Below are 21,465 nucleotides of genomic sequence, written 5' to 3' on the forward strand. Positions count from 1 at the left end.
GCGCCCTGCCCTACACCCCAGTCCTAGAGCCCCCAAACGAAGGTGCCGCCAAGGTGTTTCCGACTCCCGTTCGCCAGCAAATCATCCTGCGCTCCGACAATCTCCGTTCGGACGACTTCGGTGCACTGTTTTCCAGATTGTTTGGCAATCGTTATGCCGACAATCCGCCGCTGCCGTCGAACATCATCATTGGCGGGGTCTACGGTCGGCACGATGGCGTGAGTTTTCGGCGGATGCATTATCACGGTGATTTCACCGTCGCTTTCCCCGATCCACAGGATGAGATCACGTTCGTCATTCCCACTGCTGGCAAGATTGTTTTCAACCATGCCACCGAGTCTATCGGTATGTCGCACGTGGGGCTGGCGATCGATAAGGCGGATATCCGTTCGATGCACTTTCTGGATGATCACGCGCATCACGGGATGTCGATCAATCGTCTTCAGCTCACCGAGCGGTTATCGGCGCTGTTGGATAAACCGATTCTGCAGAAGATCGTTTTTGAGCCGAGCGTGGATCTGAATTCGGCAGCGTTTCAGGGGATCAAGGCGTTGATCGATCTGGCCACGGGGACGGAGTTTGATTTGTTGATCAACAGCGGGACGTTGATGCCGTCGCGGTTGCGCGAGATGTTGATTGATGCGGTGCTGGAGGCGTGGCCGCATAACTTTTCCGAGGCGTTGCGGCGGCCGACGGCGATGGTTGCACCACGGCATGTGAAGTTGGCGGTGGAGTTTATTCAGGCGCATCCGGAGCAGTTGGTGAGCGGTGTGGATCTGGCGCGGTTGAGTCATGTGAGTCAGAGGGCGTTGCAGGAGGGGTTTCGGCGGTTTGTCGGGGTTTCGATTGTGGCGTATCAGCGGCAGGTGCGGCTGGAGCGGGCCTATGAGGTTTTGAAGCGTCGGGGTTCGGGGTCGGTGACTGAGGTGGCGTTGCGGTTTGGGTTTAGTAATGTGGGGCGGTTTTGTCGGTATTTTCAGGGGGCTTTTGGGGTAAGTCCGGCGGATTTTCGCGGGCGCGGTTGATCGGTTCGTAAGTTGGAAAGCTGACTGTGGGAGCGAGCTTGCTCGCGAAGGCGGTGGGTCAGTCGATGTTGCTGTTGGCTGATCTGGCGCTTTCGCGAGCAGGCTCGCTCCCACATTGGGTTTTGGGGTGTTTGTTGGATTGGGGGTCATCCTTGATCCCGCGTGTGTTTTAGAAGGCGTAGCTGGCCTTGAGGCCGCCGTTGAAGCCGTGGCTGTCGCCGCCGCCATTGGCGCCGACTTCCGCACCCAGGCTCAGGGCGCCGAGGCTGGCCATGAGGTTGACGCCGCCGCTAAATTGGTCGCGGTTGTCGAAGGCGGCGCGTTGTTCGATGTCGAGGCCGAGCAGGTGGCTTTGGCTGTCGACCTGGTTGTCGCCCAGTGTGCGTTCGTAACCGACTTGTACGCCGGGCACCAGTTGCCATGCGCCCATCGTCACCGGGGCGAAACCTATGTTGAGGTTGGCGACGGCGCTGCGGCGGGTGGCGCTGTTGTCGTCGACGTCGAGTGCCAGTTCGCTGCCCTTCTCTTTGAAGCCGCTGAGGTCGAGGTGGCTGACGCGCAAACCAAGGCTTGGTTCGAAAGTCATGCCGTTGACCGGGGCGCGGTAGCCGAGGGCGACAGTGGCGCCGGTGAGGTTGCCGTGGCTGTTGCCTTTCGCGGTGCCGAGGCCGCCGCCGAGGTCGCGTTTGCTGTCGTAGTCGATGTACCCGGCGCTGGCGTTGGCGTCGACGAACAGGCCTTGTTCGAGGCTGGTGAAGCCGTAGCGGGCGCCGACGTTGAGGAAGGTGAAGTCGGTGTCGGCTTCACCACCCGCGCCGCCAACAGTGCCTTTGCTGTAGCCGAAGCTGCCGCGTGCGCTGAGTTGTTCGCTGAAGCGCTGGGTGATGCCGACCATCAGGCCTTGGCTGTGCTCATTGCTGCTTTCGGCGTGGGCCGAGCCGTCGGTGCCGAGGTAGCTGGCGAGCGCGGTGGTCCAGAGGCGATATTGGCCGACCTTGAGGTCAGTGCCGCTGGCGAATGGCGCGGCGGCTTGTTCGATCATTGCGTTTTGGCGCAGTAGGTAGCTGGCGGCGTCGGCGTGGACTTGGCCGCCGACCTGCGTTTCAACACCGCCGAGGGTGCCGGCATCAATGGCTGATTGCAGGTAGTAGTTGTAGGCGCTGTAGGTGCCGGACAGGTTGGTGTTCTGCAATTCGCGGAGCAATTCGGCGCCGGTGGCGGCGTTGCCGATCAGCCCGGCCTGACCCGGCAGGCTGTTGTATTCGACCAGTTTGCCGCGCAGGACGTAGATGGTTTCCTGCGACAGGCCGAGACCTTGTTTGAGGTAGTTGTCCATGCTGCCGTATTGCGCAGTGACCTCGTCGAGGCCGGCTTGCAGGTAGCTGGCCTGGACACCGAGCAGTGGCTCGTAGACGGCGGCCATGCTTGACGGCATGGCTTTCAACGTTGCGGCGACGCGGGCGGCGGTGTAGTCGTTGGTCGCCAGATAATTGGCCATGATGGTCGCATTGTCGACACCGGCGATGCTCTGCAACACAGCGGCGGTCCAGCCGGTGCGGTCCTTGCCGGCGGTGCAATGGAACAGTTGTGCGCCGTCGGTGCTGGCCAGTTCGTTGAACAGTTTGTTGAACTGGCCGCGCATGCCAGCATCGCTGACGAACGCGCGATTGGTCTGCTCCATCATGGCGATGGCGTCGGCGGCGCTTTTGAAGGAGATGTTGCTGATGTTCGAGCCAGAGGTGGTGCTGCCGATGATGTCGATGTTCTGCCAGGTCGCGCCGCTGATCATTGTGTCAGGGGTGGCGGCAATTTCGCTGGGGGTGCGCAGGTCGTAGACGGCTTTGATGCCAAGGCTGTTGAGGGTCGACAGGTCAGACGCCGTCGGGGTTACCGCGTTGGCGCGGTAGAACACGCCAGCGCGCATGGTACCGTCGTGGGCGGTGGAATACGCGATGGTGGTGCCGGCGACATCGCGGAAATTGTCCATGCCCTGCAGGCGCGGCGTGTCGAGCAACACGGGCTCGGCAGCATGGGCGGCGGCGATGGACAGGCTCAGTACGGACAGCGAACACAGCAGACGTTGAAACACAGTGCAGCCTCATTGTTTAAGCGTTGGGCTGGTCACTATGGGTAGGCAAGTGATACTGAATATGACAGTTTCGCTTGGAATGGAAATGGCTGCGCGAATGGGCCGTGGGGTGCGTGTTTGGTCCATCCACCGGCAGGGAAAGTCTCAGGGACTAACGAAAATGGAAGATCAGATTCGAATGGCAACACGCGAAGATGCCGCCATGATCAGTAAACTCATCGTGAACACCTTGCGTGAGTCCAATGGGCGCGACTATTCGCCAGACATAATCGAGCAGGTGCAACGCAGCTTTTCGCCGCAGGCGGTTCTTGGCTTGCTAGACAAACGTCAGGTTTATGTGGCGACTTTCAATCAGCACATCGTGGCTACCGCCAGTCTTGATCAGGACGTGGTTCGCAGCGTGTTTGTCGAGCCGGGCTGTCAGGGTAAAGGGCTGGGTAAGCGGCTGATGGAAAAGCTTGAGTCGGTCGCTGTTAGCCAGGGTTTCACCACGCTGCATGTGCCCTCTTCGATCACGGCTGAAGGTTTTTACCGATCGCTTGGGTTCGACAGGATTCGGGATGAATATCACGGAGCCGAACGCACGATCATCATGCAAAAGAGGTTGTGACCAAGCGGCAGAACCACTGTAGGAGTGAGCCTGCTCGCGATAGCGGTGTGTCAGCCAACCGATGTGCAGGATGACACTGCGCTTTCGCGAGCAGGCTCGCTCCCACAAGGATCGGTGTCAGTTGGTTTGATTGACCACATTGATGTCCGTTATCCCTACTCGCTCGGCATGTTCGAGGATCTGCTCGGGTGTCGAATCTGCGGTGGGCATGAGCAGGCCGTTTTCCGCGTCGCCCAGATGTAACTCCAGCAGATGCATCGCGGCTTCGTGGACGGCCAACTGCTGTTCTTTGAGTTCAAGCAGAAAAGTCCGAGGCTCTCCGTTGAATCGATATTTGATGTGATAGGTGTACATGATGTCATCCGCGTCAGTAGAAAAAGGCAACTGACTATCCTGACGCAGTGGTCAGTTTTTAGTTCAAATTGAATCACTCCTCAGACCAATCCGGAATTCATGGCAAACTTTTCGCTCGCCGGGGCGTCCCTTTCTTAAACCCCAACCGGCTGATTTCAGCCAAGGACTGGCGATGACCTTCTTCATTTTTCTTCTGGCCTGCGCAGCAGCGGCAACCACCGGCGTGATGTTCAAGCCGGGGCCGTGGTACGAAGGGCTGAACAAACCCGGGTTCACCCCGCCTAACTGGGCGTTCCCGGTGGCCTGGACGATTATCTATCTACTGCTGGCGTGGGCCGGTTATCGCTTGAGCCTGATCCCCGGCAGCCAGACTGTGCTGGCGTTATGGGCAGCGCAGATTGCGTTGAACACACTGTGGACGCCGGTGTTCTTCGGCGCGCATCAGGTGCTGGCGGCGATGGTGATTCTCACCGTGTTGTGGCTGGTGGTCGCGGCGATGGTGGTGCTGGCGATACAACTGGATTTGATCACTGGCTTGATCCTGTTTCCCTATCTGGCGTGGCTGTGCGTTGCCGCTGCGTTGAATTTTTCCATTCTGATCAAGAACCGCTGATGACCGATGCCAATTGGGGTAGTGAAGCGCCGTGGCCGCAGGGCGAGCGTGAATTGGCGCAGGTGCGCGCCTTCAACCGCAAACTCGCCTGGCTGCCACGTTTCAAGATCCGCAATCGCCTGACGCCGCGCTTGATTCAGGCGCTGTTGCGTGTCAGCCAGATCGGCGGCTCCGGCGTGTTGCGCAAATTTGGCCTGACTGCTGAGCGCCGACTTATCGGTAAAGTGCCCGTGCGGATCATCCGCCCCAAGGGCCCGGCGAAAGGCGTGGTGCTGGATTTTCACGGCGGCGGCTGGGTGATCGGCAATGCGCAGATGGACGATAACTTCAACGCGGCCATCGTCAATACCTGCGAAGTGACGGTGGTTTCGGTCGACTATCGATTAGCGGTTTCAACGCCAATTGAAGGTCTGCTGCAAGACTGCCTCAACGCTACGCGCGGAGTATTGAGTGATGCCGAATTTGCCGGTCTGCCTGTTGTAGTGGTCGGTGAATCGGCGGGCGGTCATCTGGCGGCTGCGACCTTGCTGGCGCTGAAACAATGGCCCGATTTACTGCAACGCATCCGCGGCGCACTGCTGTATTACGGTGTCTACGACCTCACCGGAACGCCAAGCGTACGCAACGCGCCGGCGGACACCCTGGTGCTGGACGGCCCCGGCATGGTCGAGGCGCTACGTCTGCTCACACCCGAGTTGACTGACGAGCAGCGCCGTCAGCCACCACTCTCTCCGCTGTACGGCGACTTCAGCGGCTTCCCACGGGCGCTGCTGTTTGCCGGCGAACTCGATCCACTGCGCGACGACACCCTCGACATCGCCAGGCGCTGGGCGCAATCGGCGCCGGTCGAGATGTACCTGCTGCCCTCCTCGCCCCACGGTTTTATCCACTTTCCCACGGCCATCGCTCAAGGCGTACTGGCCTACAGTCGGAAGTGGATTTCGGCGCGTGTCGAGGCCGTTAAGGTGCCTGACGAACTGGCGTAAACGTTGAGGCTTAGGCGAGGTAAAAGAAGTACAGCGCCAAACCCAGCAACTGCATGATCAGCATGATTGAAAGAACATGATTGCAAGCCTTCCACGCCTTGCTCACCGGTTTGCTCTTTGCCACCCGGTAGCGAAGATAACTGTCGAGTGAGAGCGATGCCGTGGGGATGAGCACGAACACAAACATCAAAAAGAAATTAAACATTTCCTTTGCCCATCGACTCCCAACATGAAACCGGATTTGTTCGCTGCATCGTGCGCTGCTCAAGTCGTCTGAGCAGACAGCTTAGCTGATCGGCAGGTCCCCGGAACCCGTGGGGTTCTGCACCGCAGCAATCCCGGGCAATGACACTTGGTGGGGACAAGTCAGTGACATGCAAACCCTCAAGTCCGTCATTCAATGGCAGAATCCCCTGACCCTGATGATTTCGGAGACCACAATGCTGCGCGTGTTTGAACAACGGCTCGACCCATTCCCTCCCGACGAAGCACCACCTCCGCCCGTCGGCCTGATGCGGTTCCTGTGGGCCTGCACGCGCGGCGCACGCGGTTATATCCTCGCGCTGGCGCTGCTCAGTGCCGGTGTTTCAATCTACGAAGCCTGGCTGTTTTCCTTTCTCGGCCAGGTCGTCGATCTGCTCTCGACGTGGCAGGCCGGCGGCGGTGTCAACGCGCAGGAAAGTCGCGTGCTGTGGGGCATCGGCATTGTGTTGTTTATCAGCATCGGGCTGGTGGCGCTGCGCACCATGGTTCAGCACCAGATCCTGGCGATCAATTTACCGTTGCGGCTGCGCTGGGACTTCCATCGACTGATGCTGCGGCAAAGCCTTTCGTTCTTCTCCGATGAGTTCTCCGGGCGGGTCACGACCAAGGTCATGCAGACCGCGCTGGCCGTGCGCGAAGTCTTGTTCACGCTGATCGAAATCGCACCGGGCATTGGCGTTTACTTCATTGCGATCATCGCCCTGGCTGGCGGCTTCGCCCTGAAACTCATGCTGCCGTTCATTGCCTGGCTCGCATTATTCGGGCTGGCCATGGTTTATTTTGTGCCGCGCTTGGGGAAGGTCGGCCAGGAACAGGCCGATGCTCGATCATCGATGACCGGGCGCATTGCCGACGCCTACACCAACATCACCACGGTGAAACTGTTCTCGCACTCCAAGCGTGAAGCGCACTTCGCACGCGCCGCCATGGAGGATTTCAAGCTCACTGGTTTTCGCCAGATGCGTCTGGTCAGCCAGTTCGAAATCGTCAACCAGGCACTGGTGGTCGGGCTGATTATCGGTGCCGGCGGCTATGCCCTGTGGCTGTGGCATCTTGGCCAGGTCGGCACCGGCGCGGTGGCGGCGATTACCGCCATGGCGTTGCGCATCAACGGCATGTCGCACTGGATCATGTGGCAGATGACGTCGCTGTTCGAAAACATCGGCACCGTGCAGGACGGCATGGCCACCCTCACCCGTGGCCCCAAAGTGCAGGACGCGCCGAACGCCACTGTGTTGGTGCCGGCTGGCGGCGCGGTGTCTTTTGACAAGGTGAATTTCAACTACAACGGCGAACGCCAGGTCCTCGACAACTTGAGCCTGCACATTCGCCCCGGCGAAAAGATCGGTCTGGTCGGCCGTTCCGGCGCGGGCAAATCGACTTTGATCAATCTGCTACTGCGCTTTTACGATGTCGACAGCGGCGAGATTCGCATCGACGGGCAAAGCATCGCACACGTGACGCAAGACAGTCTGCGCAGCGCGATCGGCATGGTCACTCAGGACACGTCCCTGCTGCACCGTTCGATTCGCGACAACATCGCCTACGGCCGCCCGGATGCCACCGACGAAGACATCCGCCGCGCCGCCGCCAATGCACAAGCCGACGGTTTCATCAGCCAACTCAGCGACAAGCAAGGCCACAGCGGCTACGACACCCTGGTCGGTGAGCGCGGCATCAAGCTCTCCGGCGGCCAGCGCCAACGCATCGCTATCGCCCGGGTGATGCTGAAGAACGCGCCGATCCTGCTGCTCGACGAAGCCACCAGTGCGCTGGACTCGGAAGTCGAAGTGGCCATTCAGGAAAGCCTCGATGAAATGATGCAGGGTAAAACCGTGATCGCCATTGCCCATCGGCTGTCGACGATTGCGGCGATGGATCGACTGATTGTCATGGATGAGGGGCGGATCATCGAACAGGGAACGCACTCGGAACTGCTGAGCAAAAACGGCATTTATGCACGGCTCTGGCAGCATCAGAGTGGTGGGTTTCTGGGTGAGGATCAGGGCGTGGCGGCGGCGATGGATCAGGCTTGAGGGTGTGGGGCTGGTTGGGAATGAAAATCGAATACCCTTGCTTTTCATCTCACAGATGTTGGCCAGGTTGACGGTGCCCGCAGTAAAGCGGGCACCGCTTCCTATCTGGGAAAAAGGTCTACACGTCTGCTTACCACTTGTAACTCACTTTGGCGGTAATCTCGCGACCCGGGTTGTAGAAGTTGGCGGTGCCGGAACCGACCACGTGCTGCTCATCCAGCAGGTTGCTGAGGTTCACCGCAAGGTCGGTGCCCTTGGCGATCTTGTAGTTGAACGCGGCGTCGAACAGCGTGGTGCCATCGCTTTTGCCGGAGTTGGCGGCATCGAAGTAGTAAGAGCCGACGTAGCGCGCACCCAAGCCAACGCTGACATCAGTGGCAGGCACGTCGTAATAACTCCAAAGCGAAGCTGAGTGCTTGGGTGCGGTGGCGAATTCATTACCCTTCAGGGAGCTGCCGTCGTACAACGAACCGCGCTGTACCTCGGACTCCATATAGGAGTAACCACCGATCAGGCTGAGGTTCTGCGTCACCTGCGCCTTGGCCTCCAGGTCGAGGCCACGCGCCCGCGACTCGCCCACTGTCTGTTGCTCAATAATGCCGCTCGGCAGCACCACGGCGATGGTGACGTTTTCCTGGGTCAGGTCATAAACGGCTGCGGAAAACAGTGCGTCCATCCCCATCGGCGCATACTTCACGCCCACTTCGTACTGCCGGCCCGTCTGCGGTGTGACGCCAACCTGCGGCGGCGAAACCGATTCCACCATGCTCACATAAGTGGACACCTCATCGTTGACGATATAGGTCAACGCACCGCGGTAGGAGGTTTCGGAGAAGGTGTCTTTCTCCGTGGACTCCAGACCTTTGCTGGTCAGGTCCATCGAGTCGTTGCGCACACCGCCGGTGACGATGAAACGCTCGTAGAACGACAGGTTTTGCTGCAGGAATACGGCCTTGGTGGTCGCGTCTCGCTTGTTCACGGCATACGGCGCGATTGAGCGTGAAACGCCAGTAAACACGGGGTTGGCAATGTCAATCGAGGTCGTCGGAGCGTAGACCGAGCTTTCCTTGGTGGTCGAATCGAGGTACTCCACGCCCACCAGGCTGCTGCTGTCGATGTTCTCGAAGCGGGCATCGTATTGCAGCATCAGATTGCCGTTGAACTGGTCGGCTTCGGTGTCCGTTCCAAACTGATAGCGGTCAACGGTGGTACCGACCCGTGCAGCGCTGTCGCTCAGATATACGTAGCCAAAATCATCGGTCAACTTGCTGTAGCGCAGATTGCTGCGCAGTACGAAGCCGTTGTCGAAGTCATGGGTGACGTTGCCGCTGAGGCTGGTGCGCTCGACATCGTGAAAGTTGTAGCTGGGCTCGCCATAAAACTTGCTGCGGTCGTATTCCTTGTCCAGCGGATAGCCACCACTGTTTGGCGAACTTTCGGTTTTCAGGTAGTCCAGAATCATCGTCGCCGACGTGTAATCCGTCGGTGCCCAGGTAAGCCCCCCCATGAACAACTGGTTGTCGTCCTGAGAGTGGTCGTATTCGCGGTCGCTGTTTTGGCCTTTGGCAGTAAAGCGGCCAGCCAGGGTTTTCTCGTCGTTCAGCGCATCCCCGACATCGATGCCCGTCTCGACATGGTCAAACGAACCGTAGGTCACATAGCCTTGGCCAAACTGCTCGAAACGCGGCTGTTTGGTCACGAAATTCACCGAGCCGCCCGGGTCCGCGGGGCCAAACAGCGTGGAGTTGGCGCCACGCAGAATTTCGATACGCTCGTAGGCGAATGGATCTTCGCGTACGCCGCGCATCGAACTCAGGGTCAAGCCGTCACGGTAAGTGGTGGCCTGGAAGCCGCGGATCTGGAAATAGTCGTTGCGGTCATCCGTACCATAGAAGTCCGTGATAACGCCCGGCGTGTATTGCAGCGCCTCTTCCGTGGTGCTGACGCTGCGTTGCTCCATTTCCTTGTTGGTAATAACCGATACCGATGCCGGAGTATTGAGAATGCTGGTTGCGACCTTGCCGCCAACCCAAAGCTCCTTGGCGACCACCGAGTTGGCGTCGTCGTCGGCACTGACCCTGACCTTGGCATTGATGATGAGGGGTGCAAGGCGGTAGTCCTCGACGTCTGTTGCGTCGAGCTCCAGCGGGCCGGCGGTCTTTGCTTGAGGGACCAACAGGTAGGCGTTCGGGCCTTGCTGTTCGATCTGCAATTCGCTCCCCTGCAGCAACGATGACAGCGCTGCCGACGTATCGAGCGAACCATTCACACCCGCGGTGGTGCGGTTCGCAACACTCGACGCGTCGAAGGAAAGACTGATGCCAGCCTCGCGCGCAAAGCGATCAAGCGCCGGCGCCAGTGGGCCGGCAGCGATGTTCCACTGCTTGACTTGATTGCTGTGGTCAGCACCCGACGTTTGCGCCAGCGATGGCAATGCGTAGCTGCTGACGATCAAACCCAACATCGCACCTTGCAAGGCACGATTTAATGGATGGCGCTGTGAAACCGGGGACGAACTCATTTTCTCGCTCCAAGAAAGGATATCGGCAGACTGGCCTGTATTCCGGCCTTCCTTAGAAGTCGAACGAGAATGCGAAACCACCTCATTATTTTTCAGGCAGCGCAAAAAAGTTGTGATGGACTCAGGTGGCAGCGGTCACGGTCACCCAATAACGAGTCCGATAATCAATGTGCAAGTGCAGTGATTGCGCGATCAATGCCAGTACCTGATCGTTGTCGGCGAGCTGGAAAGTGCCGGAAACGCGAAGATCGGCAACCTCTTCGGCGCAGCGCAATACCCCGGGGCGATAACGCGACAACTCCACGATGAAATCATTGAGGCGCATATTGCGCGCACTGATCACCCCGTCCGCCCAGCTCCATAGATCAAGGCCGTTGTCCCTGAACATTCGGGCGCCACTTGATGTGAACAGCAACTGATTGCCTGCCTGGACGCTGCGGCTCGCAGGCGTTTGACTGGAGCCGGGGAAAACCGTGACTGACCCTTCCTGAGCCGCGACCAGCGTGCCATCGTCACGTTCACGTGCCAGAAAGCGCGAACTCTGAGCGCGCATGATCCCGTCACGTGATTGCACCCAGAACGGTCGCGTTTGAGGTGAGTGTTGATCCGCACCGACATTCACGATGATTTCACCCCGTCGCAGGATGATCAGGCGTCGCTGGGAGTCGAAATCGCTGTCGACGGCGCTATCGCTATTGAGCTGGATAAGGCTGCCGTCATCGAGCTGGAAGCGTCGTTGCTCGCCGGTACTGCTGCGTTGTTGCGCAAGCATGGCGGGAACGGGTGTGTAGTCGCGGCCGAGCCAGGCTGCCGTGCCGACAGTCGCCAATATGCCCAGTAGCTTCAGGCTTTCCCGCCGGCGCATGCCTTGATTGCTGCCATTGAGGGTTTGTCGGGCCAGTTGGGCTGGCACGCCTGCGAGTTCATCCCCAAGCGTTTCCACTCGCTGCCACGCCAAGACATGATCTTGGCGCTGCTGCAGCCAGTGCTCAAAAGCGCGCTGTGTTTGTTCATCGGCTGGATTGAAGCGAAGGCGCACCAGCCATTGGATCGCCTGCTCGACAATGGCCGGATCCAGCGCCTGCGACTCACGACTCGACATAACGCAAGCGATAGCAATGTTGCAGGGCCGTGGCCAGGTCGCGTTCCACCGTCGCGCGGGAAACACCCAGCTTTTCGGCGATTTGCGCGCACGTCAGGCCGTCGAGTCGGGCAAATAAAAACGCCTGGCGAACTCTCGGTTTAAGCAGACCGAGCATGCGGTCTATGCGCTCGAGCGCATCAAGAATCAGCAGCCGGCTTTCTTCCGAGGGGACCTCGTGTTGAGGCAGCAATGCAACGCTTTCCAGGTAGGCACGTTCGAGTTCGCGACGACGATACTGATCAATCATCAGTCCGCGAGCGATGCTGCTCAAATAGGCGCGCGGCTCGCGCAAGGGGCTGGACTGACGGGAATTGAGCAGACGTACGAAAGTGTCCTGCGCCAAATCTGCTGCGTTATCGCGACATCCAATGCGTCGGATCAGCCAGCCGTGTAACCACGAGTGGTGGGTGCGATAGAGCAGCCCTAGATCTGCAGTACCTAGCGTTTCGTCGCTGCGCATCGGAATTCCGGAAAGTACACAATTGATAATTAATCGCATTCTACTCACGCGACAGGGCCTTAGGCAAATACGCGGCACTCAGCGTTCGCATTTGTACGGATGGCGTCATTCTGTGGGCTTCGAGTGAAAGAATGCATTTAGCGTCAGAAGAGTTTCAAAGTGCTTTCATTCCGCCAGCGAAATGGTGTTGTCAGTGCGAGGATGGCAGGCAGGATCATGAGTACTCAGTGATGGTCATCGCCGAAGCAGCGTCGGTAGGAGTTTCGGACTGCACGCCGTTGCGCTGGAAAAACATAGACAACTGAGTGACTGGATTTGGCCGATAGCAATCGTTCGTGAGCGGATATCGGCCAGAAGCAATCATCCGAGACATGGAAATATTTACCCACTATTCCCCAAGACGCAGTCTATCGATGGCCCAGCTCTTGATGGACACACATTTTTAACTCACCGGCACCGCAAACACCGCACTGGCCCGCGCCACCGTACGCTCCCCAACATGCAAACTGACAGCAGCAAACGCCAACTGCCGGCCTTTTTTCGAGTACTCCAAACGCACTTCCAGCCACTCGTTCATTTTTACGGCGCCGAGATAATCCAGAGTCATGCTCGCCGTGATCAATGGCTGCGGAGGGTCGCTGGAAAAGGCCATGGCGTAGCCCATGCCGACATCGGCCAACGTCGCCAAGACACCGCCATGCAACGTGCCACGGCCATTGGCATGGCGTGAGTCAGTCAATAAGCCCAGCTCCAATTGCAGCCCGCTACCCCTCGCGTAGATCGGGCCAAGCAAATCCAGCAACGGGCTGCTGCGGGTAAACGGGGCGAAACCTTCGGGAATTGCGGTGACGTCCATGATCCCTCCTCGTGCCGGTGACTCACCGGCTTCATTGACCTGAACAGGAGGGTTTATGGGCAATCACCTGATGGAGCAAGAACTATACGGATGCAGAATCTGCTGTGATAACCCGTCCCGAGCGATCAGCCCGTCGACGCCAGATCCGTACGCTCCATCATCCGAACACTGGCAAACGTCGATTCATTACGTGCCTGATCAAGCGTCGTCAGCGGCCTGAGCATTGACGGCTGCATTACCGGTTTGCGACTCATCTCGGAACCTGAGCGCTCGTCACTCGGTGGCACGCCAAAGTGCTCGCGATAGCATTTGGAGAAGTGCGGTGTGGAGACGAAACCGCAAACATACGCCAGCTCAACGATCGACAAAGACGTCTGCTTGAGCAGTTGTCGTGCGCGAATCAGCCGCAACTTCAAGTAGTAGCGCGACGGCGTGCATTGCAGGTATTTCTGAAATAGCCGCTCCAACTGTCGCCGTGACAGATCGACGTATTCGGCGAGGTTATCGAGATCGATCGGTTCCTCAAGATTGGCCTCCATCAACGCCACCACTTCCTGCAGCTTGGGCTGATGCGTACCGACCACATGCTTGAGCGGCACGCGCTGATGATCCTGCTCGTTGCGGATGCGCTCGTAGACGAACATCTCGGAAATGGCAGCGGACAGTTCACGGCCATGATCGCGGGCAATCAGGTGCAGCATCATGTCCAGCGGCGCAGTGCCGCCGGAACTGGTGAAGCGGTTGCGGTCGAGGGTAAAGAGGCTGGTGCTGACGCTGACGCGCGGGAAAGCTTCCTGCATGGCCGCCAGAAACTCCCAATGCACGCTGCATTCGTAGCCATCGAGCAGCCCGGCTTTGGCCAGCGCCCAGCTACCCGTGCACACCCCGCCCAAGCGTTTCGATTGCCGCGCCAGCGCCTGCAGCCAGGTTGTGTGTTCGCGGGTTATCACGCTCTGGATGCCAACGCCACCGCAGACGATGACGGTGTCCGCCACGGTGGGATTGCTCCACGCCCCATCCGGGGTAATCGGCACGCCGTCGCTGGCCCAGACCTGCGCGCCACCGGGACTGTAGGTATGCCAGCGATACAGCGTCCGGCCCGTCAATTGATTGGCCATGCGCAAGGGCTCGACGGCGGACGCCAGCGACATGAGGGTGAACTTGTCCAGCAGCAGAAAACCCACGCATTGCGTTGTCGCGTCGGCCACGGAGGGGGTCGATGACATCATGTCCTCGTAAGAGTCGGTCTGAGACACAGGCGTCTGTCATGCCCCTCGGCATTCGCGAAGGGCGTATCAGGATCGGCGCAAACGCCTACCCCACCGACGTGACCCTCGCCGCCGGCGCAGGGTGACGCGACGTCACCAAGCCGATAAAGGAAATCGCCAGTGCCAGTCCGATGGTTGTAGTGACCTCGGTGCGGTGTTGCGGGGTGATCATCATCACCGCCAGCGCGGCGCAGATGAACACGATCACCAGCCACGTCAGCCACGGAAACAGCCACATGCGAAAGGTCAACTCGACGTTGCGCTGTTGCAAAATCCGCCGCATGCGCAACTGCGAAACCGCGATCGCCAAGTACACCAGCAAGGCAATCGCGCCGGAGCTGGCCAGCAGGAATTGAAACAGCCCGGCGGGCATGAAGTAGCTCCACACCGTGATCAACGCCCCCAGCACGGTGCTGGCGATAACGGCCGCGCGGGGCACGCCTGCCGATGAAGTCGCCTTGAGGATTTTCGGCGCATCGCCACGACGGCCCAGCGAGTAAAGCATGCGCGAGGCAATGTAGATCGAGGAGTTCATGCAACTGGCCACGGCGATCAGCACGACGACGTCGACCATGAACTTGGCGTGGGGAATGTTCATGATTTCCAGGGCACGCTGATAAGAGCCGACCGAGGCCAGCAACGGATCATTCCAGGGCACCACGGAGATCACGACGAAGATCGACAGCAGGTAAAACACGCCGATACGCCAGATCACCGAGCGCGTGGCCTTGGCAATGTTTCGCGACGGGTCGTTGGATTCGGCAGCGGCGATGGTCACCGCTTCGGTACCGATGAAACTGAACATGATAGTGATGAAAGCGCCGACCACCGCCGACAGACCGTTGGGCGCAAATCCGCCGTGGTCGGCCATCAACCCGCTCAACCCGCTGACTTCGCGATCGGGCACCCAGCCCATCAACACGGCAAAACCGACACCGATAAAACCGATGATCGCCACAACCTTGGCCATAGCGAACCAGAATTCGAACTCACCGTACTTCGACACGCTGAACAGGTTGGTCACCACCAGCGCAATGATCGAGCCCAAGGCGAACAGCCAGGCATCGACCTGAGGAAACCATTGGTTCAATACATGACCGGCCGCCAACGCTTCGATGGGAATCACCAACACCCAGAACCACCAGTAGAGCCAACCGATGGTGAAGCCCGCCCAACGACCGATCGCCTGATCGGCATAAGTCGAGAACGAGCCGGTGTCCGGGTTAGCCACCGCCATTTCGCCGAGCATGCGCATGACCAGCACGACGAGCAGACCCGAGAACAGATAAGCCAGCAGAACCGCCGGCCCCGCTGCGGCAATGGCATGCCCTGAGCCTACGAACAAACCGGCACCGATAATCCCGGCGATGGATAGCATGGTGACGTGACGAGGCTTGAAGCCCTGCGCCAATTGGCTACTCGAATCCATGGAGTTAGGGCTGATCATTGGTTTTTTATTCTCTGCTGATCGACATTTAAGCGAGTTGCTGTGAGCAAACGATCATCATCGTTGCCTGTAAAACTCCCCGAAAGAAGCCCCCTCAACCGCCGCAGTTCTTATCAACCCCATGATCTGCATGGGGTTATCTTGACTTAAAGACACCTCACCTTACCCGGCCTGCCCGGTGAGTCAGTAGACTGATTGCGCCATGATCGTGTCTGATATCGACATTCGAGAACTACGTGTTCACGATGAAAACCAAGTGGTCACCGTGCGCACATTGCAACCTATGTTCGCTGCAATGCCTCATGACTCGGCAACGCAAACACAACCCGCGCCCCACAAGGCGCATTCGCCTCCGCCCACAAGCGTCCGCCATGCGCCTCAATGATCGTGCGACAGATCGACAGCCCCATCCCCAGCCCGGTGGCTTTGGTGGTGTAGAACGCGGTGAAGACTTCTTCCGCGCGCTCACAGGCAAACCCCGGCCCGGAGTCACTGACCGTGATCCGCACGTCTTCGCCGACGTAATCACTGGTGATGGACAGCCGGCGCTCGCCCTCCTCCCTCACAGCCATCGCCTCCAGGGCGTTGACGATCAGATTGAGCAGGACCTGTTGCAACTCGACCCGGTCCGCCAATACCGCCGGCAAGTCGCTGGCCAGTTGCACGGACACCACAGCCCCGTATCGAGTCGCCTCACCACGGGTAAACCCGACCATTTCGTCCACCACCGCATTGAGGTCCAGCGCTTGCCGTTGCGGCGGCGTCTTGCGGATCAATGCGCGGATTCGGCCGAGTACGTCGGCCGCGCGGTTGCCATCGCTGATGATGCACCTGAGGCCCTGCTCGACTTCATCGGTGTTCGGCGGTTGTGCGCCGAGCCAGCGCAGCGCGGCGTTGGCATTGGTAACGGTGGCGGCGATCGGCTGGTTGACTTCGTGAGCGATGGACGCCGCAAGCTGGCCCATGGTCGCCACGCGGTTGGCGTGGGCCAGTTCCGCTTGCACCTGACGATAGCGGCGTTCGCCTTCGCGCACTTGTTCTTCCGCTTGTTTGCGCTCGCTCAGGTCGAGGACGAACGCCACGCCCTGTTGCTGACTGGCTTCAAACGCGGCCAGACCGACGATCACCGGCAGGCAACTGCCGTCCTTGCGGATGTATTCCTTTTCGAACGGCTGAGTGCGCCCGGTGCGGATCGCCGTCGCCAGCGCCGCTTCGCTTTCGGCGCGCCGAGCCGGCGGGGTCATGTCGCGCCAATGCACGTTTCCCGAGAGCAGATCATCGCGCTGGTAGCCGACCATGCGCAGGAACGCGTCGTTGGCCTCGATGATTTCCCCTTCGACACTCCAGACGATGATGCCGATGATGTTGGCATCGACCAGCCGGCGAATCTTCGCTTCACGCTCGGCGACGTCGCGATACAGCCGCGCGTTGTCCAGCGAGATGGCAGCTTGTGAAGCGACCAGCCGCAGAATGGCAATACGCGCTGGGCTGAACACCCCCGCCGACAGATTGTTCTCCAGGTACAACGCCCCGGCGACCCGGCCCTGATTCATCAACGGCAGGCACAGGATCGAGCGGGCGCCGTGCTGGTGCATATAGGGGTCAGCGGCGAATGCCGGATCGGCGACGGCATCGTCCAGACACAGATTTTCGCCGGTGCGCAAGGTCTGGTAGAGCACCGACTCCGCCAAAGCCATCGCATTGACCGGTTCATTGCAAAGTAATGTGCTGCTGTCGCCAATGCGGGTGCGCGCGGCGATATACGGCGTCTCGCCTTCGGCAAGAATCAGCACACCCTGCTCGGCGCCGGCCTGTTCGATGGCGGTGCGCATGATCGTTTCGATCAGCCGGTCGAGAACAATTTCGCCAGACACGGCTTGGGAAACCTTGAGCACCGTGGCCAGATCCAGATGCTCGACGGCAGTGGTGATGGTCGCAGTCGGGCTGGGCAGCGCGTCTTCCTGGCGCAGAAAACGGTGCCGTCGCTCCAGTTGTCGCACCTTGCCATCGGCGCCCCAACGCAAGTAACCGTAGCGCGCATCTTGCAGGTAGACACGGGCGATTTTCGCCAGACCGCGAGCACCGTAGAAACGCGCCGCCAGTTCGTTGGCCAAAGCCTCGATGTGAACGAAACCGTTATCCGCCGCCAATTGAATCGCCCGTTCGTACAGCAACTCTGCTTCGATCAGTTGCCCCGCAACCCGCGCGATTTCCGCGCCGACCAGTGCCACGTGACTGGCGAAGGTTTCGGCACACTGTTGCGCCCAGGTCTGCAGTTGATCGTGGTGTTCTGCCAAGCGTTGCAGTTGATGGCTATTGGCATCGCCGTGGGCGGCCAATGTCAGCGCGGCGTAGAAATGGTATTCGGCTTCCTCGAAAAACGAGGAGATCACCCACATCAATTCCCGCGCTTGAGCCGCGCAGTCAGCGGCCGCCGCGTAATCCCCGGCCAGATAGCGCGCCTGCAACTTGCGCACCCAATACTTGCCCCGAGCCAGCGCCAGATCAGGCGCGGCGAGGTTCGCCTCGAAACGCGCTTCATCGAACTGTTCATCGTTGAAACTACCGAACTGCGCAGTCTGCCCGCGCAACATGCGGATCAGTGCCCGCTGGCAACTCATGAAGCTGATCACCAGCCCGAAGCGGATTTTCTGCGCATAAGCCAGCCCCGCCTCAGCTTGAACCTGCACTTCCGCCAGCGGTTCGCCAATAAACAGCAGGTCGGAAATCAGGCTGTTGCCGGCATAGGCTGCATAGGGCAAATCGCCGCTGCGGTTGCCGGCGCTGAGCGCGCGGCGCAGCAACTCACGGCACTCGCGCACCGGGCGCATCCAGCGCACCACGAAAATCGAGAAACACAGATACGTGCTCGCCTCGTAGCGTGTCAGGCCACGGCGGTCGACCAGATCGCAGCCCAAACGGCCAAAGCGGTAACCGCTGGTGTAGTCACCGAAGCGCCGCCCGGCGACCCGCACAACGTTGGCGTAGAGCATGCAGGAGGCGTCGCAATTGCCGTGCTCCAGACTCAGACTGACGGCTTTACAGATGGTCAGGCATGCGAGGTTCGCATCGGACTGCAACGCCGGGGCCAACAGTTTGCTCAACGCATCCAGCGTCACCAGTGAGGCCGGATCTTCCATCAGCGGCAGGTCGATCAATTGGTCGATGCTGCGCTCACCCAGTTGCGTCCAGATCTGCTGGTATTCCCGGCGCACTTGCTGATCGTCCGGATGCGCCGTCCAGTCGATGCCAACCTGACGCAGATAGGCCAGGCAGACTGCCACCGCGCGGTCGCTGCGATCGAGCAACAGGTAGACATCCATGTGCAAACACGTCACGGCCGCACGCTCCACGGTGGTTGCCGCGCGCTCGGCCAGACCCTGCAAACGGGCATCCGCCAGTGCCAATTGCCCGGTGAGAAATTCGCACTCGGCGCGGTTCAGCTCCAGGGCAAACGCCAACTCATGGCGGCTGTCGAAGCCTTGTGCGCCAAGCACTGTTGCACCCGCGCCCAGGTAGGTCAGCGCTGAGGTGTAAGCGGTCGAAGCCTTGGCGCGCTGACCGGCGAGCAGATTGAATTCGGCCAGTTGTTCACGCTCGGCCCGGGCGCTGATCAGGCTGGTGCCACGGTTGAGTTGGCCGACGATTTCAAAGATCGCCTCTTCGCGCCCCTCGCCCGGCGTTTGCAGCGCCAATAGCCGGCCGATGCGCAAATGCGTCTGCGCACGTTCGGCTTCGGCGATCAGCGAGTAAGCCGCCTCATGCACACGGTCGTGGGCAAACGCACAGGCGCCGTCCAGACGTTCAACCAGATCCTGGCGCACCGCCGGCCACAGCGCCGCGTGTACGCGCGCCGTGGACAGATCGAGCACGGTGGCCAGGGTGTCGATCCGCGCGACGTTGCCCAGGCACGCCAGTTGTTGCAGGGCCTGCCGGGTTTCCAGCGGCAAACGCGCAAGCTTGCCGACCATCAGATCGACAACGTTGTCGGTGTAGCCTTTGCCGTTGATCAGCTCAAGATCCCAGCGCCAACGATTGAGCTGATGGTCGTAAATCAGCAGTTCTTCCTCGGCGAGGGCTTGGAGGAACTGGATGACGAAAAACGGATTGCCGCCGGTCTTGTCCAGCACCAGTCGCGCCAACGTGACGATGCTCGCGGGTGGACAGCGCAACGATTCGGCGATCAGTTGTTCGATGTGCACACCCGCGAGCGGGGTCAGGCGAATCTCGGCGATGTGCGCGCCGGCACTACGAATGGCTTTGAGTTTGCTGCTGAGCGGGTGGTCGGCATCGACCTCGTTATTGCGGTAGGCGCCGACCAGCAGCAGGTGGCCAACCTCTGCGCGGGTCAGCAGCTCTTCGAGCAGATCCAGCGTCGCCGCATCCAGCCATTGCAGGTCATCAAGAAACAGCGCCAACGGGTGTTCCGGTCGGGCAAACACGCTGATAAAGCGCTGCAACACCCGCAGGAAACGCTGCTGCGCTTGTTGCGGTTCAAGCTCCGGCACCGCTGGCGGATCGCCGATGATCAGTTTCAGTTCGGGGATCAATTCGGTCATCAGCCGCGCGTTCGGCGACAGCGCCTGCAACAGCGCCGCGCGCCATTCAACGAGCACTTCGCGGCGCTTGCCCAGCAGCGTGCGCACCAGCCCTTGAAAGGCTTGAACCAGCGTCGCATAGGGAATATCGCGCTTGTACTGATCGAACTTGCCGGAGGCGAACAGCCCCCGCGACGGCACCAGCACTTTATGCAACTCGCTGACTACCGAGGATTTGCCAATGCCTGAGTAACCGGACACCAGCACCAGTTTCGGCGATTGGCTCTGCACCACGTGTGCGAACGCATCGATCAGCGTTTGCACTTCGCGCTCGCGCCCGTACAGTTTCTCCGGGATCAGCAGGCGATCGATCGCGCCCTGTTCGTTCAGGGTAAATGTCTCGATGTGCCGGGCGCGCTGCCAATCGTTCAGGCAACGACGCAGGTCATGCTCGACGCCGGCTGCGGTTTGATAGCGCTCTTCGGCGGTCTTGGCGAGCAACTTCATGACCACCCGCGAAAGCATCGCCGGCACGGTGGCCACCCGTTCGCACGCCGGCATCGGTAACCGCGCGATGTGGCAATGCACCCATTCCATCGGTTCATTGGCGCTGAACGGCAGTGAGCCGGTGAGCATCTGATAAAGGGTCACGCCAAAGGCATACAGATCACTGCGCGAATCGATCGAGCGGTTCATCCGCCCGGTTTGTTCCGGCGCCATGTACGCGAGGGTGCCGGCGATGGTTTCCGGTGGTTCCGGCGCCTGTCGTTCACGGGGCAGACGTGAGGCGAGGCCGAAGCCGGTCAGGCGTGTCTGGCCGTCGCTGCAATTGACCAGAATGTGTTGCGGCTTGAGGTCTTTGTGCACCAGCCCGCACTGGTGCAGGCGGCCCAGCGCCACGGCGATGTTGATGGCCAGCAGCAGGCCGGTTTCGGTGTCCAGCGGCGCGATCAATAAACGTGACAGCGGCTCGCCGCCGGGGTCGTCGAACAGCAGACGCGTGGTTGCGCCTGCGCGTTCAAGGGCTTGCGGTTGCAGCGCCCATTCACCGTTGAGATCGTCCTTGAGGTTGTATTCGTGCGCCAGTCGATCGAGGGTCGCAGGCAGCGGCTGAGCGAGGGTCGGGCGCATTACCAGAACATTGCGGCTGCCCTCCCCCTGGCCGCGTTCGCGGGTAAACACCCGCTCGCCGTCGTCCCACAAAATCTGTTTTTTGCTGGCCATCTGTGTCGACACCGTCAAAGGGTTTTCTGC

14 protein-coding genes are annotated in these 21,465 nt (G+C 59.9%); 5 read left to right on the plus strand and 9 right to left on the minus strand.

The features are described 5' to 3' along the window. Nucleotides 1-53: 53 nt before the first annotated feature. Nucleotides 54-1,025, plus strand: coding sequence for an AraC family transcriptional regulator (locus tag ACI514_RS12360; protein WP_405123929.1), 972 nt, complete (start codon nt 54-56; stop codon nt 1,023-1,025). A gap of 169 nt (nt 1,026-1,194) precedes the next feature. Here the strand turns inward: ACI514_RS12360 and ACI514_RS12365 are convergent, their stop codons facing one another. Next, on the minus strand, nt 1,195-3,114 hold the full coding sequence (locus ACI514_RS12365; RefSeq protein ID WP_405123930.1) for a tyrosine-protein phosphatase: 1,920 nt from the start codon (nt 3,112-3,114) through the stop codon (nt 1,195-1,197). A 160-nt stretch (nt 3,115-3,274) separates the two neighbouring features. On the opposite strand from ACI514_RS12365, the gene ACI514_RS12370 reads away from it, so the two are divergent. After that, entirely contained in the window at nt 3,275-3,724 is a 450-nt protein-coding gene (locus ACI514_RS12370; RefSeq protein WP_405123931.1) for a GNAT family N-acetyltransferase, read from the plus strand. Nucleotides 3,725-3,841: 117 nt separating this feature from the next. Here the strand turns inward: ACI514_RS12370 and ACI514_RS12375 are convergent, their stop codons facing one another. Next, entirely contained in the window at nt 3,842-4,078 is a 237-nt protein-coding gene (locus tag ACI514_RS12375) for a hypothetical protein (RefSeq protein WP_174244448.1), read from the minus strand. Between the two features lie 172 nt (nt 4,079-4,250). Between ACI514_RS12375 and ACI514_RS12380 the strand changes: the two genes are divergently transcribed. The 3 genes from ACI514_RS12380 (at nt 4,251) to ACI514_RS12390 (ending at nt 7,977) form a co-directional block, all read left to right on the plus strand. Continuing rightward, nucleotides 4,251-4,691 carry a tryptophan-rich sensory protein TspO gene (locus ACI514_RS12380; protein WP_007916213.1) on the plus strand — a complete coding sequence of 147 codons (441 nt, stop codon included), beginning with the start codon at nt 4,251-4,253 and terminating at the stop codon, nt 4,689-4,691. After that, a complete protein-coding gene (locus tag ACI514_RS12385; RefSeq protein ID WP_405123932.1) occupies nt 4,691-5,677 on the plus strand; it encodes an alpha/beta hydrolase in 987 nt (328 codons plus the stop codon). Before ACI514_RS12380 ends, ACI514_RS12385 begins: the two co-directional genes overlap by 1 nt. Before the next feature lie 440 nt (nt 5,678-6,117). Next, entirely contained in the window at nt 6,118-7,977 is a 1,860-nt protein-coding gene (locus tag ACI514_RS12390) for an ABC transporter ATP-binding protein (protein ID WP_405124220.1), read from the plus strand. 130 nt (nt 7,978-8,107) lie between these two features. On the opposite strand, the gene ACI514_RS12395 is transcribed toward ACI514_RS12390, so the two are convergent. The 7 genes from ACI514_RS12395 to ACI514_RS12425 all read right to left on the minus strand — a co-directional run bounded on the left by ACI514_RS12395 (nt 8,108) and on the right by ACI514_RS12425 (nt 21,435). Next, the gene (locus ACI514_RS12395; RefSeq protein ID WP_405123933.1) at nt 8,108-10,498 is read right to left on the minus strand and encodes a TonB-dependent siderophore receptor; all 2,391 of its coding nucleotides are present in this window, start codon (nt 10,496-10,498) and stop codon (nt 8,108-8,110) included. A gap of 121 nt (nt 10,499-10,619) precedes the next feature. Next, complete coding sequence (locus ACI514_RS12400) at nt 10,620-11,600, minus strand: FecR domain-containing protein (RefSeq protein ID WP_405123934.1); 981 nt, start codon at nt 11,598-11,600, stop codon at nt 10,620-10,622. Then, nucleotides 11,587-12,102: a sigma-70 family RNA polymerase sigma factor gene (locus ACI514_RS12405; RefSeq protein WP_160057599.1), complete on the minus strand. Its 516-nt coding sequence runs from the start codon at nt 12,100-12,102 to the stop codon at nt 11,587-11,589. Before ACI514_RS12405 ends, ACI514_RS12400 begins: the two co-directional genes overlap by 14 nt. A 442-nt stretch (nt 12,103-12,544) precedes the next feature. After that, on the minus strand, nt 12,545-12,958 hold the full coding sequence (locus ACI514_RS12410; RefSeq protein ID WP_160057598.1) for a PaaI family thioesterase: 414 nt from the start codon (nt 12,956-12,958) through the stop codon (nt 12,545-12,547). Between the two features lie 125 nt (nt 12,959-13,083). Continuing rightward, nucleotides 13,084-14,184, minus strand: a complete 1,101-nt coding sequence (locus ACI514_RS12415) for a GlxA family transcriptional regulator (RefSeq protein WP_405123935.1) — start codon at nt 14,182-14,184, stop codon at nt 13,084-13,086. Between the two features lie 88 nt (nt 14,185-14,272). Then, the gene (gene gabP / locus ACI514_RS12420) at nt 14,273-15,673 is read right to left on the minus strand and encodes a GABA permease (RefSeq protein ID WP_405123936.1); all 1,401 of its coding nucleotides are present in this window, start codon (nt 15,671-15,673) and stop codon (nt 14,273-14,275) included. A gap of 281 nt (nt 15,674-15,954) precedes the next feature. Then, nucleotides 15,955-21,435, minus strand: coding sequence for an AAA family ATPase (locus tag ACI514_RS12425; RefSeq protein ID WP_160057595.1), 5,481 nt, complete (start codon nt 21,433-21,435; stop codon nt 15,955-15,957). Between the last annotated feature and the right edge of the window lie 30 nt (nt 21,436-21,465).

Source organism: Pseudomonas sp. M20 (genome assembly GCF_045037865.1).
GTDB lineage: Bacteria > Pseudomonadota > Gammaproteobacteria > Pseudomonadales > Pseudomonadaceae > Aquipseudomonas.